Origin of the sequence: Curtobacterium sp. MCLR17_007 (genome assembly GCF_003234655.2) — a bacterium.
Lineage (GTDB): Bacteria > Actinomycetota > Actinomycetes > Actinomycetales > Microbacteriaceae > Curtobacterium.
Genome location: NZ_CP126271.1, coordinates 152,039 through 165,555 on the forward strand (window position 1 = coordinate 152,039; position 13,517 = coordinate 165,555).

The following is a 13,517-nucleotide window of genomic DNA, read 5'->3' on the forward strand; positions in this document are numbered from 1 at the left end:
CGATGCCGCGCGAACGACTCGACGAGCACGGACTCGGGCTGACCGGAATCGACTGGACCCGGGTGTCGTCGAAGCTCGTCTGGACCGAGCTCGTCACCACCGTCCTCGCCGGTGTCGTCGTCACCGCTGGCTGCATCCTGATCGGGGTCGCGAACGGCGGTCCCTCGGACACGGCCGGACTCGTCTGGACCCTGATCGGTGCCGCGGTGGGCATCGCCACGCTGGTCACCGCGATCCTGACGCCCCGCCGGGTCCGCGCGATCGGGTACGCCCTGCGCGAGGACGACTTCGTGCTCCGCAAGGGCCTGATGTGGCAGCGCTTCACCGCGGTGCCCTACGGTCGTCTGCAGCTCGTGGACGTGAACCGCGGGCCGCTCGACCGCATGCTCGGGATGAGCGAGCTGAAGTTCGTGACGGCGGCCGCGTCGACCAACGTGCGCATCCCGGGCATCCCCGCCGAACACGCCGACGAGCTCCGGGACCGGCTGGTCGAACTCGCCGAGTCCCGCCGCGCCGGGCTCTGAGGGCACCGTGACGTTCCGACCCGGGCCGACGCCGCCCGCACCCCCGCGCCACGGCAACGCGGCCGCAGCCGCGCCCCTGACCGACGGCGAGTGGCACCGGCTGCACCCGCTGACGCCGCTGCTGCGCGGTGGCATCTTCCTGATCGTGGTGCTCGGCATCGTGCTCAACAACCTGCGCGACACCCTGGTCGAGATGGTCATCCCGGGTGGCGGGCCGCAGGAGGACGGCGACCCCGTCCGGTACGTCTACGAGCACGGCGCGGTCGGGTGGGTGCTGCTCGGGATCGTCGGGTTCCTGGTCGTGCTGATCGGCCTGTTCTACCTGTCCTGGCGGATGCACGAGTTCCGGGTGACGGGCGAGATCGTCGAGGTGCGCTCGGGTGTCCTGTTCCGCAACCACCGCAAGGCCCGGCTCGACCGGATCCAGGGCATCAACATCAGCCGCCCGCTCATCCCGCGGCTGTTCGGCACCGCCAAGCTCGAGATCGCCCAGGCCGGCAACGACGCGAACGTCCAGCTCGCCTACCTCGGGGCGAAGGCCGGTGACGACCTGCGGCAGCGCATCCTGGTCCTGGCGTCCGGAGCCCAGGACGACGAGTCCGGCCCCGACCACCCCGCGTCGAACGGTCTGGTGCAGGACCGCGTCTCGGAGTTCCTGTCGCCCGAGCTCGACCCGGCGTCCGTGCACGCGACGCGCATCGTCCGGGTGCGGCCCGGCCGGCTCATCGCGTCGACACTGCTCTCCGGCACGACCGTGTTCATCCTGCTGCTCGTCGTCGCGATCATCGTCAGCATCGCGGTCACGGGCGAGTACTTCCTGCTGGTGTCCCTGTTCCCCGCGGTGATCGGCGCCGGCGGCTACTACGTCCGCAAGTTCTCCAAGTCGCTGCAGTACACGATCGCGGACACCCGCGACGGCATCCGCATCGGGTTCGGTCTGGTGTCGACGACGAACGAGACGCTGCCGCCGGGCCGCATCCACGCGGTCAGCGTCGCGCAGCCGTTGCTGTGGCGACCGTTCGGCTGGTGGGACATCCGCATCAACCGGGCGACGAACGCCGGCAACGGTGCGTCGAACAACCAGCAGGTGTCCTCGATCGTGCTGCCGGTGGGGACCGCCGAGGACGTCCGACAGGTCCTCGAGATCATCCTGCCCACGCTCGTCGGCAGCGCGGTCGTCGGACCCGGCGCCTCGAAGGACCGGATGCGCGAGGGGTCCGCCGAGGCCGTCGACGTCGTGGACGACAGCCTGACCACCACGGGTGACCAGGGCGGCTTCCGGCACTCGCCCCGCCGCGGTCGCTGGCTGCGCCCGCTGTCGGCCCGCCGGAACGGGTACCGCTTCGTGCAGGGCGCCGTGCTGCTGCGGCTCGGGGCCGTCTGGCGCACGCTGGTCGTCGTGCCGTTGCCGCGCGTGCAGAGCGTCAAGGTCTCGCAGGGTCCGGTCGAGCGCCTGCTCCGGTTGGCGTCCGTGCACGTGCAGACCGTGTCCGGTCCGGTCACGGCGACGGTGGGCGCGATCGACGCCCGCGACGCGCAGCAGCTGTGGGCCGAGACCGCCGAGCGCGCGCTCGAGGCCGCGGCCACCGACACCTCGCACCGCTGGCGGTCCGCCTCCGCACCAGCAGGCGGACAGGAGGCCCGGGGCGCTGCCGCCGCACCGGCTGCGGGACCGCAGGTGGCGGGACCGGAGCGGCACGGGCCTCCTGACCGGGCACCTGCGCCCGCCGGGTGGGGCGACGTCCCGCCCACCGGAGCCGTCCGGTGAGGGCCGGACGTCTGGGCGTCGGGGTGGTCGGAGCGGGCCGGGTCGGGCCGGTCCTCGGTGCGGCCCTGGCCAATGCCGAGCATGCCGTCGTGGGGATCACCGCGGTGTCCGAGACGAGTGTCGACCGGGCCGAGGCGCTCCTGCCCGGCGTGCCCGTCCTCGAGACGCCGGCGCTCGTCGAGCGGAGCGAACTCGTCCTGCTCGCGGTGCCGGACGACCAGCTGGTCGGCCTCGTGCAGGGGCTGGCGGACGCGGGCATGTGGCAGCCCGGGCAGCTCGTCGTGCACACGAGCCCGGACCACGGCGTCGGCATCCTCGCGCCCGCCATGGCCGCCGGCGCGATCCCGCTCGCCATCCACCCGGCGATGGCGTTCACCGGCACGAGCATCGACCTCGTCCGACTGCGTGACGCCTGGTGCGCGGTCACGGCGCCCTCGCCCGTCCTGCCCATCGCCCAGGCGCTCGTCGTCGAGATGGGGGCGGAGCCGTTCGTCGTCGCCGAGCAGGACCGTCCCGCCTACGCCGATGCCGTGCGCGCCGCCGTGAGCTTCTCGACCGCGATCGTCGACCAGTCGGCCGGCACCCTGTCCGGGATCGGTGTCGAACAGCCCGGTCGGGTGCTCGGGGCACTCGTGCGGTCGGCCGTCGACAACGCGCTCGCCGCGGCCGACGGGCAGTCGCGGCTGTAGGCCCCGGCACCGTCCCCGCGGTACAGCCCCCGCGGTACAGCCCCCGCGGTACCGTCCCCGCGGTTCCGGGGGATCGCACGTGGCCGGGTAGCATCGACGCGTCCCCCCACGACCTCCGGAGCCGCACCAGCATGACCGACGAGACCGCCACCACCGACACCGACGCTGCCGCGCTCGCCGACGCTGCCGCGCTCGCCGAGCAGGAGACCAGCGAGCAGCGTCAGGTCCGCCTCGACAAGCGCGCGCGACTGCTCGACGCCGGTGTGCAGGCCTACCCGGCCGAGCTGCCGATCACGACGACCATCCCCGCGGTCCGGGCAGGGCACGAGCACCTCGAGACCGGTCAGGAGACGGACGACCTGGTCGGCGTCGCGGGCCGGGTCGTGTTCTCGCGCAACACCGGCAAGCTCTGCTTCGCCACGCTGCAGTCCGGCGACGGTGCCCGGATCCAGGCGATGGTGTCCCTGGCCGAGGTCGGCGATGAGTCGCTGGCGCGGTGGAAGGAGTTCGTCGACCTGGGCGACCACGTGTTCGTGCACGGCCGGGTGGTCTCCTCACGCCGGGGTGAGCTGTCGGTCATGGTCGACGACTGGGCGATGGCGTCGAAGGCGATCCTGCCGCTGCCGAACCTGCACAACGAGCTCGGCGAGGAGACCCGGGTCCGCCAGCGGTACCTCGACCTGATCGTCCGCGACCAGGCGCGCGCCACCGTCCGCGCCCGCGCCGCCGTGATGACGTCGCTCCGGCAGACCTTCGCGTCGCACGAGTACCTCGAGGTCGAGACCCCGATGCTGCAGACCCAGCACGGCGGCGCCTCGGCCAGGCCCTTCGTCACGCACTCCAACGCGTTCGACACCGAGCTGTACCTGCGCATCGCGCCCGAGCTGTTCCTGAAGCGGGCCGTCGTCGGCGGCATCGACCGGGTGTTCGAGGTCAACCGCAACTTCCGGAACGAGGGCGCCGACTCGTCGCACTCGCCTGAGTTCGCGATGGTCGAGGCCTACCAGGCGTACGGCGACTACGAGCAGATGGCCGACCTGACGCAGGAGCTCGTGCAGAACGCCACGCGTGCCGTCACCGGCGGTGTGCTCGAGGTCACGCTGCCCGACGGGTCGACCTACGACCTCGGTGGGGAGTGGCCGCGCATCGACATGTACGGCTCGCTGTCCGACGCCGCCGGTCGCACGATCAGCCCGTCCACGCCGCTGTCCGAGCTGCAGGAGCTGGCCGCGGCCGAGGGCGTCGAGGTCGCGCACGCCACGCACGGCAAGTACGTCGAGGAACTGTGGGAGCACTTCGTGATCGACTCCCTCGACCGGCCGACGTTCGTCATGAACTTCCCGGTCGACACCTCGCCCCTGACCCGACAGCACCGCAGCCGTCCGGGCGTCGTCGAGAAGTGGGACCTGTACGTCCGCGGGTTCGAGCTCGGGACGGCGTACTCCGAACTCGTCGACCCCGTCGTGCAGCGTGAGCGCTTCGTCGAACAGGCCGAGCTGGCCGCGGGGGGCGACCCCGAGGCGATGCGCGTCGACGAGGAGTTCCTGCGCGCGCTCGAGCACGCGATGCCCCCGTCCGGCGGGATGGGCATGGGGATCGACCGGCTGCTCATGGCCATCACGGGCCTGGGCATCCGCGAGACGATCCTGTTCCCCCTGGTGAAGTAGTCCCAGCTGGCGCCTCGTCGCGCGGGGTTAGGATGCCCGTGTGCCGCATGGAGTCGTGACCGGGATCATCTTCGCCCTGACGCCGACCGTCGTGGTCGGCCTCGTGTTCTGGTTCGTCATGCGTGCGATCATGCGGGCCGACCGCACCGAGCGCGCCGCGTACGCCAAGGTCGAGGCCGAGGAACGCGCGCGCTTCGAGCGTGAGCACGGCAAGCCCGCTCCGGCACCCGCCTCGGCGGAGTAGCCCGGGCGTGCACACCACGTCACCGTCCGTTCACCGGGCGGTGGCACCGTCGTCCCATGCACCCGTGGACGCCTGAGTCCGTCGACCCCGTGGACCTCGACCCGACCGACGCGTTCGGGCACCCGGCGTTGGCCGACCCCGCGCGCGACGACGGCGCCTGGGACGACGGGGACGACGACGACATCGACGTCTGAGCGTCGCCGGGCGTTCACGTGGCGGTTGCCGTCCGGTGTGAGCATCATCGCCATGCCCAACACCCCGATGACTCGTGTCCGCAGCCTGGTCGGCGACATCGAGAGCGAGTACGACGAGTACGACCGCGATGCCGACCTCGAGGTCTCGAAGCGCCGAGAGGGCTGGCTCGAGCCCTCCTGGTGACACCCCACCCGCCTGCTGTTCGGGGTACGGCGACCGGATCGACCTGATCCGGATCGACGTACCCCTTTTGCTTGTCCACGAAGCGCTGCACCCCGGGGTACAACGTTGCGCGGTTGCGGGAAACATCCCCGCAACACCGGAAACACGGGGACATCGGCGTCATCTCGGGGATCGGTCGTCCCGCGGCCACGAGGGTGCCGTACCCCGCGGGGGACGGTTCCGATGGTGAAGCACGGAGAACCCTGGGAATCGATCCCGCCGGTTTGTGGGGTACACCCTCGGACCGCTCTACTTGGTCTCACCCACCGCCGTCACCGTCACTGCAGGGAGAGTCACATGACGATCGCAACGACAGCACCGAGCACGACATCGCGCCGGACGAAGAAGGCCGCGAAGACCGAGACCGCGAAGGTCGAGAGCACGACGCTCGACGCCGTGGCCGAGGTCGAGGCGGACGAGCAGCTCGCCGGGGTCCGTGGTGCATCGGTCGACCAGGTCGGTGACTACCTCCGTCACATCGGGCGTCTGGCACTCCTCACCGCCGAGGAAGAAGCCGACATCGCCCGCCGCATCGAGGTCGGCCTGTTCGCCGGCGAGAAGCTGGCCACCGAGGCCGGCCTCCCCAAGGCCCTGCAGCGTGAGCTCAAGTGGCTCGTCCGCGACGGTGAGCGTGCCAAGGAGCGCATGATCACCTCGAACCTGCGCCTGGTCGTCAGCATCGCGAAGCGCTACTCGCAGCGCGGCCTGCCCTTCATGGACGTCATCCAAGAGGGCAACCTCGGCCTGGTCCGCGCGGTGGAGAAGTTCGACTTCACGCAGGGCTACAAGTTCTCGACGTACGCCACGTGGTGGATCCGCCAGGCCATCTCCCGCGGTCTCGCCGACAAGGCCCGCACGATCCGCATCCCGGTGCACACCGTCGAGCTCATCAACAAGATCTCGCGCACCGAGCGTGACCTGACCGTCGACCTCGGCCGCGCGCCGATGCCCGAGGAGGTCGCGGCAGAGCTGAGCATGTCGGTCGAGGAGCTCGTCGACCTCAAGGGCCGCTCGCACGAGCCGGTCTCGATCCACACCGTCGTCGGTGACTCGGACGACAGCGAGCTGGGCGACTTCATCGAGGACGAGGACGCCGCGTCCCCGAACGAGCTGACCGAGACCACGCTCCTGCACCGCGACATCCGCTCGATCGTCGCTGAACTGCCGAGCGACGAGGCCAACGTGATCCGCATGCGCTACGGCCTCGACGACGACAAGCCGATGACGCTCGACGAGATCTCGAAGATCGTGCACACCACGCGCCAGGCGGTCAGCCGCGTCGAGTCGCGTGCCAAGCTGCGCCTCTTCGCCAAGGCGGTCTCGCAGGACATGCAGCTCTACCTGACCGAGTAGCGCGCAACAGCTTCGGTCGGTGCCGTGCGCGGTGCCGACTGGGGGAACCCGGGTCGTCCTGTGGGAAGGCGATCCGGTGGGGTGATGGGAACGGCCCGCTCGAGCACTGCTCGGGCGGGCCACATCCATGTCCGGGGACGGCTCAGTCCTCGACCTCGCGTCGCAGCTTCTGCCGCAGGTCGCTCGGGATCAGCTCCACGAGCTGGTCGGGTCGGACGGGCAGGTCCAGCAGGCTCAGCTTCACCCGCCCGGTGCGTCCGTGCCGCTCGGCGTCGAGCCGGACGACGCTGCCGGCGTCCTTGCGCAGCCGCATGTCGATCTGCGCGCCCGTGGCGACCTCGCCGACGACGAGTCCGTCGACCTCGAGTGCGGCGCTCCTGGTGCCCTCGGCGATGTCGAACCGGTAGCGCTCGCGGGCTGCGAGCACCACCGCGCGGTCGATGCCCGCCATCGGCGCGACCGGCGTGACGACGGACCCGGAGAGCGCGGGGGACAGGACCGGACCGCCCGCGGCGTAGTTGTACGCGGTGGAGCCGGCCGGGGTCGCCGCGACGATGGCGTCCGCGCGGTAGTACCCGTACCCGAAGCCGCCCACGCTCAGGTCGGCGGAGACCTGCCCGGCGCCGGGGCGGCGGACGATGGTCAGGTCGTTGAAGGCGAGGTAGTCGGTGCGGGCGCCGCTCCACGTCAGCTTGGCCTCGAGCGCGTGGTGCGGCTCGAGCTGGTACTCGCCGGCGGACAGGCGTTCGAGGGCGGCCTCGAGCTCCGGCGGCTCGATCTCGACCAGGAACCCGACGTTGCCGTGGTTGACGCCGAGCACCGGCACCGGGCGCTTCGCGACGAGGCGCATCGCCCCGAGCATCGTGCCGTCCCCACCGAGCGCGACCACCAGGTCGACGATGTCGGTGAACTCCTCGTCCTCGACCACGTCGATGACCGCGCCGATGCGGGCGGCGTCGATGCGGCGGGCGACCAGGCGTCCACGGCCGGAGGAGTTCCAGCGCTGCAGGGTCGTGACGGACTCCTGCACGTTCTTGGTCGGGTGCACGACGAGACCGACGACGGGCTGCTCCATGTGCCGGATGCTACCGGGCGGACCTGCCCGCCACGCTGCGGGGCCGGTCGTCCCGGCGACCGGGAAGCGCACCGCACGCACGGGGGTCACGCCCACGGCGAACAGGGGCAGCCCGAGGGGGGAGCGCTGGTTACTCTCGATGTACGTGACCGGACTCACACGAGCCCGGTGCAGCTGTCGGCCCGGTACGAAGGGCCAAGGGAGAGCACATGTTCGAGAGATTCACCGACCGAGCCCGTCGTGTTGTCGTCCTCGCTCAAGAAGAAGCGAAGATGCTCAACCACAACTACATCGGCACCGAGCACATCCTCCTCGGCCTCATCCACGAGGGCGAGGGCGTCGCCGCCAAGGCGCTGGAGTCGCTGGGCATCTCGCTCGACGCCGTCCGCGAGCAGGTCCAGGACATCATCGGGCAGGGCCAGCAGCAGCCGACCGGGCACATCCCGTTCACGCCGCGCGCCAAGAAGGTCCTCGAGCTGTCCCTGCGCGAAGCGCTCCAGCTCGGCCACAACTACATCGGGACCGAGCACATCCTGCTCGGCCTCATCCGCGAGGGCGAGGGTGTCGCAGCCCAGGTCCTCGTGAAGCTCGGCGCCGACCTGAACCGGGTGCGCCAGCAGGTCATCCAGCTCCTGTCCGGCTACCAGGGCAAGGAAGCGGTCGCCGTCGGCGGCGAGCAGCAGCAGAACGCGCAGCAGGGTTCGCAGGTCCTCGACCAGTTCGGTCGGAACCTCACCCAGGCAGCGCGCGACGGCAAGCTCGACCCGGTCATCGGGCGCGAGAAGGAGATGGAGCGGGTCATGCAGATCCTCTCCCGTCGCTCCAAGAACAACCCCGTCCTGATCGGTGAGCCCGGCGTCGGCAAGACCGCCGTGGTCGAGGGCCTCGCCCAGGCCATCGTCAAGGGCGACGTCCCCGAGACGCTGAAGGACAAGCAGCTCTACTCGCTCGACCTCGGATCGCTCATCGCCGGGTCCCGCTACCGCGGTGACTTCGAGGAGCGCCTGAAGAAGGTCACGAAGGAGATCCGCACCCGCGGCGACATCATCGTCTTCATCGACGAGATCCACACGCTGGTCGGTGCCGGTGCAGCAGAGGGCGCGATCGACGCCGCGTCGATCCTCAAGCCGCTGCTGGCCCGCGGTGAGCTCCAGACCATCGGTGCCACCACGCTCGACGAGTACCGCAAGCACTTCGAGAAGGACGCCGCACTCGAGCGTCGCTTCCAGTCGGTCACGGTGAACGAGCCGTCGCTGCCGCACACCATCAACATCCTCAAGGGCCTGCGCGACAAGTACGAGGCGTTCCACAAGGTCTCGATCACCGACGGCGCGATCGTGTCGGCGGCGAACCTGGCGGACCGTTACGTGCAGGACCGCTTCCTGCCCGACAAGGCGATCGACCTGATCGACGAGGCGGGCGCTCGCCTCCGGCTCTCGATCCTGTCCGCGCCGCCGGAGCTCCGCGAGTTCGACGAGAAGATCTCGACCGTTCGCGGGTCGAAGGAAGCCGCCATCGAGGAGCAGGACTTCGAGAAGGCTGCCAGCCTGCGCGACGAGGAGAAGAAGCTCCTCGGCGAGCGTCTCCGCCTCGAGAAGCAGTGGCGTGCAGGTGACGTGGCCGCCTCTGGCACCGTCGACGAGGGCATCATCGCCGAGGTCCTGGCCCAGGCCACGGGCATCCCGGTGTTCAAGCTCACCGAAGAGGAGACCTCGCGTCTCGTCTTCATGGAGAAGGCCCTGCACCAGCGCGTCATCGGTCAGGAAGAAGCCATCTCGGCCCTGTCCAAGACCATCCGTCGCACCCGCGCCGGCCTCAAGGACCCGAACCGCCCCTCGGGCTCGTTCATCTTCGCCGGCCCCACGGGCGTCGGCAAGACCGAGCTCGCCAAGGCCCTGGCCGAGTTCCTGTTCGACGACGAGGGCGCGCTGATCTCCCTCGACATGTCGGAGTTCGGTGAGAAGCACACCGTCTCGCGCCTGTTCGGTGCCCCTCCCGGGTTCGTCGGGTTCGAGGAGGGCGGCCAGCTCACCGAGAAGGTGCGTCGCAAGCCGTTCTCCGTGGTCCTGTTCGACGAGATCGAGAAGGCCCACCCGGACATCTTCAACTCGCTGCTGCAGGTGCTCGAAGAGGGCCGCCTGACCGATGGTCAGGGCCGCGTCGTCGACTTCAAGAACACCGTCATCATCATGACCACGAACCTCGGTTCGCAGGGCATCGCCGGTGGCCCGGTGGGCTTCCAGGTCGAGGGTGACTCGGGCGTCGGCTACGACCGCATGCGGGCGAAGGTCAACGAGGAGCTCAAGAAGCACTTCAAGCCCGAGTTCCTGAACCGCGTCGACGACACGATCGTGTTCCCGCAGCTGTCGCAGCCCGAGCTGCTGCAGATCGTGGACCTGTTCGTGAAGCGCCTGTCCGACCGCATGCTCGACCGCGACATGACCGTCGAGCTGACCCTGCCGGCCAAGGAGCAGCTCATCAAGGTCGGGTTCGACCCGGCCCTGGGTGCTCGCCCGCTGCGTCGCGCGATGCAGCACGAGGTCGAGGACCAGCTCTCCGAGCACATCCTGCAGGGTGAGCTCACCGCGGGCGACCACGTCAAGGTGGACTTCCGCGAAGGCAAGTTCGAGTTCGAGACCGGGCGCCAGCCGGGCCGCGAGGAGGTCCTCGCCGGAGCCGCTGCCGTGGAGTCCGGAACGGACGCCGCCCCGCAGGGCGAGATCGAGTCCTAGGAGCCACACCAGACAGACGGGAGGCCCGGTGCCAGCTGGCACCGGGCCTCCCGTCTGTCTGGTTGCCGGTCGGTCAGAGCTGGTCGCCTCGTTCGGCGTCGCTGTCGACGTCGCTGTCGGCGGTGCCGTCGGAATCACCGGTCAGTCCGTCGGCCAGACCGTTGGTCTGGTCGAAGGCGTGCCCGATCGATTCGTCGTTGAGATCGGCGAGGGACCCGTTGTCCTCGCGGTGTTCCGGGTTGGTGTCCTTGTCCATGTGCCGGACGGTACGCCGGAGGCCCGTGCTGGTTCCCAGCACGGGCCTCCGGTCGTTCAGCAGGGGATCAGGCCTGCACGTCGCCACGCCAGCCAGCGTCGGCGGGAGCGGACTCGACACGCTCCTTGTAGTTCTGCAGGTCCTTCTTGACCGCGTGGCCACCGACGCCCACGGCCGAACCGAGCTTCTCGAGGAAGCCGGAGGGCTGCCAGTCGATCTGCACGGTGACGCGGGTCTCGGCGTCGGCGAGCTTGTGGAAGGTGACGACGCCGGCGTGGTCGGTCTCGCCGTCCTTCACGGTCCAGGCGACGCGCTCGTCCGGGTGCTGCTCGGAGATGACGGCGCGGAACTTGCGCTCCTGACCGGCGACCTTGACGGTCCAGTCGGTGGTCGTGTCGTCGACCTGGACGATCTCCTCGACCTCGTCGAGGAAGTGCGGGAACTCCTCGAAGCGGGTCCACTGCCCGTAGGCGGCGCTGACGGGGACGTTGACGTCGATGGTCTCGATGATCTGCGGCATGACGTCGACGGTAGGCGGTGGGGGCTGGGCGTGGCACAGGCTCGGGCTGGCGCGAACGGGACTCGGGCTAGTGTTGACGGGATGAGTGAGCACGGGAAGCACGCGTTCCACGAGCGGGACGACCACGGCATCCTGGTGCGCCCTGCGCTGGCGTCGGACGTGCCCCACATCCAGCGGCTCATCTCGCCGTACGTCGACCGGCGGATCCTGCTCGGCAAGGAGAACGTCGCTCTGTACGGCTCGATCCAGCAGTTCCGGATCGCCGAGGGTCCCGACGGCACCCCGATCGGGTGTGGGGCGCTGGCGGTCTTCTGGGACGACATCGCCGAGGTGCGCACGCTCGCGCTCGACGCGGACTGGATCCACAAGCGGGTCGGGCACCGCATGCTCGAAGCGCTCGAGCACGACGCGCGAGAACTCGGCGTTGCGCGGATCTTCTGCCTGACGTTCGAGGTCGACTTCTTCGCGAAGCACGGGTACCTGGAGATCGGCGAGCAGGTCGTCGAACCGTCCGTCTACGCCGAGCTCGTGCGGTCGTCGGACGAGGGCGTGGCGGAGTTCCTCGACCTGGCGCGGGTCAAGCCGAACACGCTCGGCAACACGCGCATGCTGAAGATCCTCTGACGCTTTCCGTCGGCCGTCGGCGGGGTTCCGTCGCCGGGCGCCGGGCGTCTCCTACCCTGTGCGCATGTCGTCGTTCCGCCACCCCGTGGGCCCGCAGAAGCCGGGCGTGTACTGGCGCCGTCGTCTGACCGTGCTCGGGGCCGTCGCGATCGTCGTGATCGTGGTCGTGCTCATCGTCGTCGGTCGGGGGAACGGTGCTCCGTCCGTCGCCGCGTCGGGCTCCCCGTCCGCCTCGCCGCGGGCCGCTGCGTCGTCGCCGGCGCCCGCTGCTTCGGCGTCGTCCGCGCCGTCGTCGGGGTCGTCGTCGCCCGGTCCTTCGGCTTCCGCTTCTGCTGCTGACGGTTCCGCCGCAGACGGGGACACCTGCGGCAAGGGGCAGATCGCGCTCAAGCCGGTGCTCGACAAGAGCGCCTACGGCCCCACCGAGGACCCGAAGATCGCGATGTCGATCGAGAACACCGGATCGAAGTCCTGCCACATGGACCTCGGTTCGGCGCAGCAGGTCCTGACGATCAGCTCCGGCGAGGAGCAGTACTGGTCGTCGAAGGACTGCCAGACCGGTGGGACGAACCAGGACGTCACGATCAAGGCCGGGCAGACCCTGACCACGCCGGCGATCGCGTGGGACCGCACCCGGTCGTCGACGACCACGTGCGACTCGTCTCGGCCGTCGGTGACCGGTGGGGGAGCGAGCTACCACCTGCAGGTGTCCGTGGGGAACATCACGTCGGCGGACTCGGCGCAGTTCATCCTGAACTGATCGGGGGTGGTCGTCCGGCGACGGCTGCTATCCTGGTCGTAAGTGGATTGGGAATGCCCGATCGGCGTCGAACCCCCGGCATGCCGGGGGTTTTCGCTTGCCAGTGGCAGGGTGCCGGCCGGCACGTTCTCCGTCGTCCGCTCAGGGATAGACCTTCAGGCCCCACCCGTGGACGCTGCCGTCGCGAGACTTCGGCATGCGGTCGACGAGGCGTTCCCAGGCCCTGTTCGGCTGTTCCGGTTTCAAGAGGTGCGTCCCGATGGGCCGGGCGACCAGGTCCGCGATCTGGAGGCCGGTGCTGTTTGCTTGCTTGCTGGCGATCTGGAAGCGGAAGGACTCGGCCATCCCACGCATCCGAGTGCGATCCATGATGCGGTCGAACTCATCCTGCAGTTCGCGGTCTTCCTTCTTCCCCCTGCTCTCGAAGACGACGACCGTCTCTCGACGGGCAGCGCCACGCTGTTGGAGTTGCAGGAACACACGCTCCAGCCCGTACTCGAGCGCCACGTCGTAGGGGCTGACGGCCTCCCCTGTGCGACGGAGGAACTCGTGCTTCCGGATCGCCGTCGCCACGATCCCGAAGCGTTCCTGGAACACGGCGTCGATCCGGTCCATGAAGTTGGCCCGGACGGAGGCGTTGAGCAGGACGTCGAACGGTGGGGCTGCCTGGCGGAGCTCGCGTTCGTGCAGCACGACCATGTCGTGGTTGAAGAAGTCGAACTTGATCCGCTGCACGAGGGGAACGATGCGGTCAACGTAGAGGTCGATGGGGAAGATGCAGAACGCGAGGACGAACATCGGGTAGTCCGGGTTGATCTTCGTCAGGCTGTGGTCGCCACTCTCGTCGACGTAGACGATGTACCCGCTCGACATGAGACCGCAGCATAT

At 69.7% G+C, this 13,517-nt stretch carries 15 protein-coding genes; 11 read left to right on the plus strand and 4 right to left on the minus strand.

The window, feature by feature from the left end:
* Positions 1 to 2 precede the first annotated feature (2 nt).
* The 8 genes from DEJ13_RS00785 (at position 3) to DEJ13_RS00820 (ending at position 6,662) form a co-directional block, all read left to right on the plus strand.
* On the plus strand, positions 3 to 524 hold the full coding sequence (locus DEJ13_RS00785; RefSeq protein WP_111108214.1) for a PH domain-containing protein: 522 nt from the start codon (positions 3 to 5) through the stop codon (positions 522 to 524).
* A 7-nt stretch (positions 525 to 531) separates the two neighbouring features.
* Positions 532 to 2,292, plus strand: a complete 1,761-nt coding sequence (locus DEJ13_RS00790; protein ID WP_056126543.1) for a PH domain-containing protein — start codon at positions 532 to 534, stop codon at positions 2,290 to 2,292.
* A complete protein-coding gene (locus DEJ13_RS00795) occupies positions 2,256 to 2,981 on the plus strand; it encodes a Rossmann-like and DUF2520 domain-containing protein (protein WP_056126541.1) in 726 nt (241 codons plus the stop codon). The genes DEJ13_RS00790 and DEJ13_RS00795 overlap by 37 nt, the downstream gene beginning before the upstream one ends.
* A 131-nt stretch (positions 2,982 to 3,112) precedes the next feature.
* Positions 3,113 to 4,648, plus strand: a complete 1,536-nt coding sequence (lysS, locus tag DEJ13_RS00800; protein ID WP_111108213.1) for a lysine--tRNA ligase — start codon at positions 3,113 to 3,115, stop codon at positions 4,646 to 4,648.
* Positions 4,649 to 4,688: 40 nt separating this feature from the next.
* Positions 4,689 to 4,892: a hypothetical protein gene (locus DEJ13_RS00805; RefSeq protein ID WP_056126535.1), complete on the plus strand. Its 204-nt coding sequence runs from the start codon at positions 4,689 to 4,691 to the stop codon at positions 4,890 to 4,892.
* 56 nt (positions 4,893 to 4,948) lie between these two features.
* Entirely contained in the window at positions 4,949 to 5,086 is a 138-nt protein-coding gene (locus DEJ13_RS00810) for a hypothetical protein (RefSeq protein ID WP_156463724.1), read from the plus strand.
* A gap of 52 nt (positions 5,087 to 5,138) precedes the next feature.
* Entirely contained in the window at positions 5,139 to 5,270 is a 132-nt protein-coding gene (locus tag DEJ13_RS00815; RefSeq protein WP_258374221.1) for a hypothetical protein, read from the plus strand.
* Between the two features lie 336 nt (positions 5,271 to 5,606).
* A complete protein-coding gene (locus tag DEJ13_RS00820) occupies positions 5,607 to 6,662 on the plus strand; it encodes a sigma-70 family RNA polymerase sigma factor (protein WP_056126532.1) in 1,056 nt (351 codons plus the stop codon).
* A gap of 142 nt (positions 6,663 to 6,804) precedes the next feature.
* On the opposite strand, the gene DEJ13_RS00825 is transcribed toward DEJ13_RS00820, so the two are convergent.
* On the minus strand, positions 6,805 to 7,737 hold the full coding sequence (locus DEJ13_RS00825; RefSeq protein ID WP_056126718.1) for an NAD(+)/NADH kinase: 933 nt from the start codon (positions 7,735 to 7,737) through the stop codon (positions 6,805 to 6,807).
* Between the two features lie 209 nt (positions 7,738 to 7,946).
* On the opposite strand from DEJ13_RS00825, the gene DEJ13_RS00830 reads away from it, so the two are divergent.
* A complete protein-coding gene (locus tag DEJ13_RS00830) occupies positions 7,947 to 10,469 on the plus strand; it encodes an ATP-dependent Clp protease ATP-binding subunit (protein ID WP_056126530.1) in 2,523 nt (840 codons plus the stop codon).
* A gap of 73 nt (positions 10,470 to 10,542) precedes the next feature.
* Here DEJ13_RS00830 and DEJ13_RS00835 read toward each other — a convergent pair whose 3' ends face one another.
* Both DEJ13_RS00835 and DEJ13_RS00840 read right to left on the minus strand, forming a co-directional pair.
* The gene (locus tag DEJ13_RS00835) at positions 10,543 to 10,725 is read right to left on the minus strand and encodes a hypothetical protein (protein ID WP_146245336.1); all 183 of its coding nucleotides are present in this window, start codon (positions 10,723 to 10,725) and stop codon (positions 10,543 to 10,545) included.
* A gap of 67 nt (positions 10,726 to 10,792) precedes the next feature.
* Positions 10,793 to 11,245: an SRPBCC family protein gene (locus DEJ13_RS00840; RefSeq protein ID WP_056126528.1), complete on the minus strand. Its 453-nt coding sequence runs from the start codon at positions 11,243 to 11,245 to the stop codon at positions 10,793 to 10,795.
* 81 nt (positions 11,246 to 11,326) lie between these two features.
* Here DEJ13_RS00840 and DEJ13_RS00845 point away from each other — a divergent pair, with 81 nt between their 5' ends.
* Together DEJ13_RS00845 and DEJ13_RS00850 are read left to right on the plus strand one after the other, a co-directional pair.
* Positions 11,327 to 11,869 carry an amino-acid N-acetyltransferase gene (locus DEJ13_RS00845; RefSeq protein ID WP_181437158.1) on the plus strand — a complete coding sequence of 181 codons (543 nt, stop codon included), beginning with the start codon at positions 11,327 to 11,329 and terminating at the stop codon, positions 11,867 to 11,869.
* Positions 11,870 to 11,933: 64 nt separating this feature from the next.
* Complete coding sequence (locus DEJ13_RS00850; RefSeq protein ID WP_111108212.1) at positions 11,934 to 12,629, plus strand: hypothetical protein; 696 nt, start codon at positions 11,934 to 11,936, stop codon at positions 12,627 to 12,629.
* Positions 12,630 to 12,770: 141 nt separating this feature from the next.
* Here DEJ13_RS00850 and DEJ13_RS00855 read toward each other — a convergent pair whose 3' ends face one another.
* On the minus strand, positions 12,771 to 13,502 hold the full coding sequence (locus DEJ13_RS00855) for a DUF3800 domain-containing protein (protein ID WP_111108211.1): 732 nt from the start codon (positions 13,500 to 13,502) through the stop codon (positions 12,771 to 12,773).
* Positions 13,503 to 13,517 lie beyond the last annotated feature (15 nt).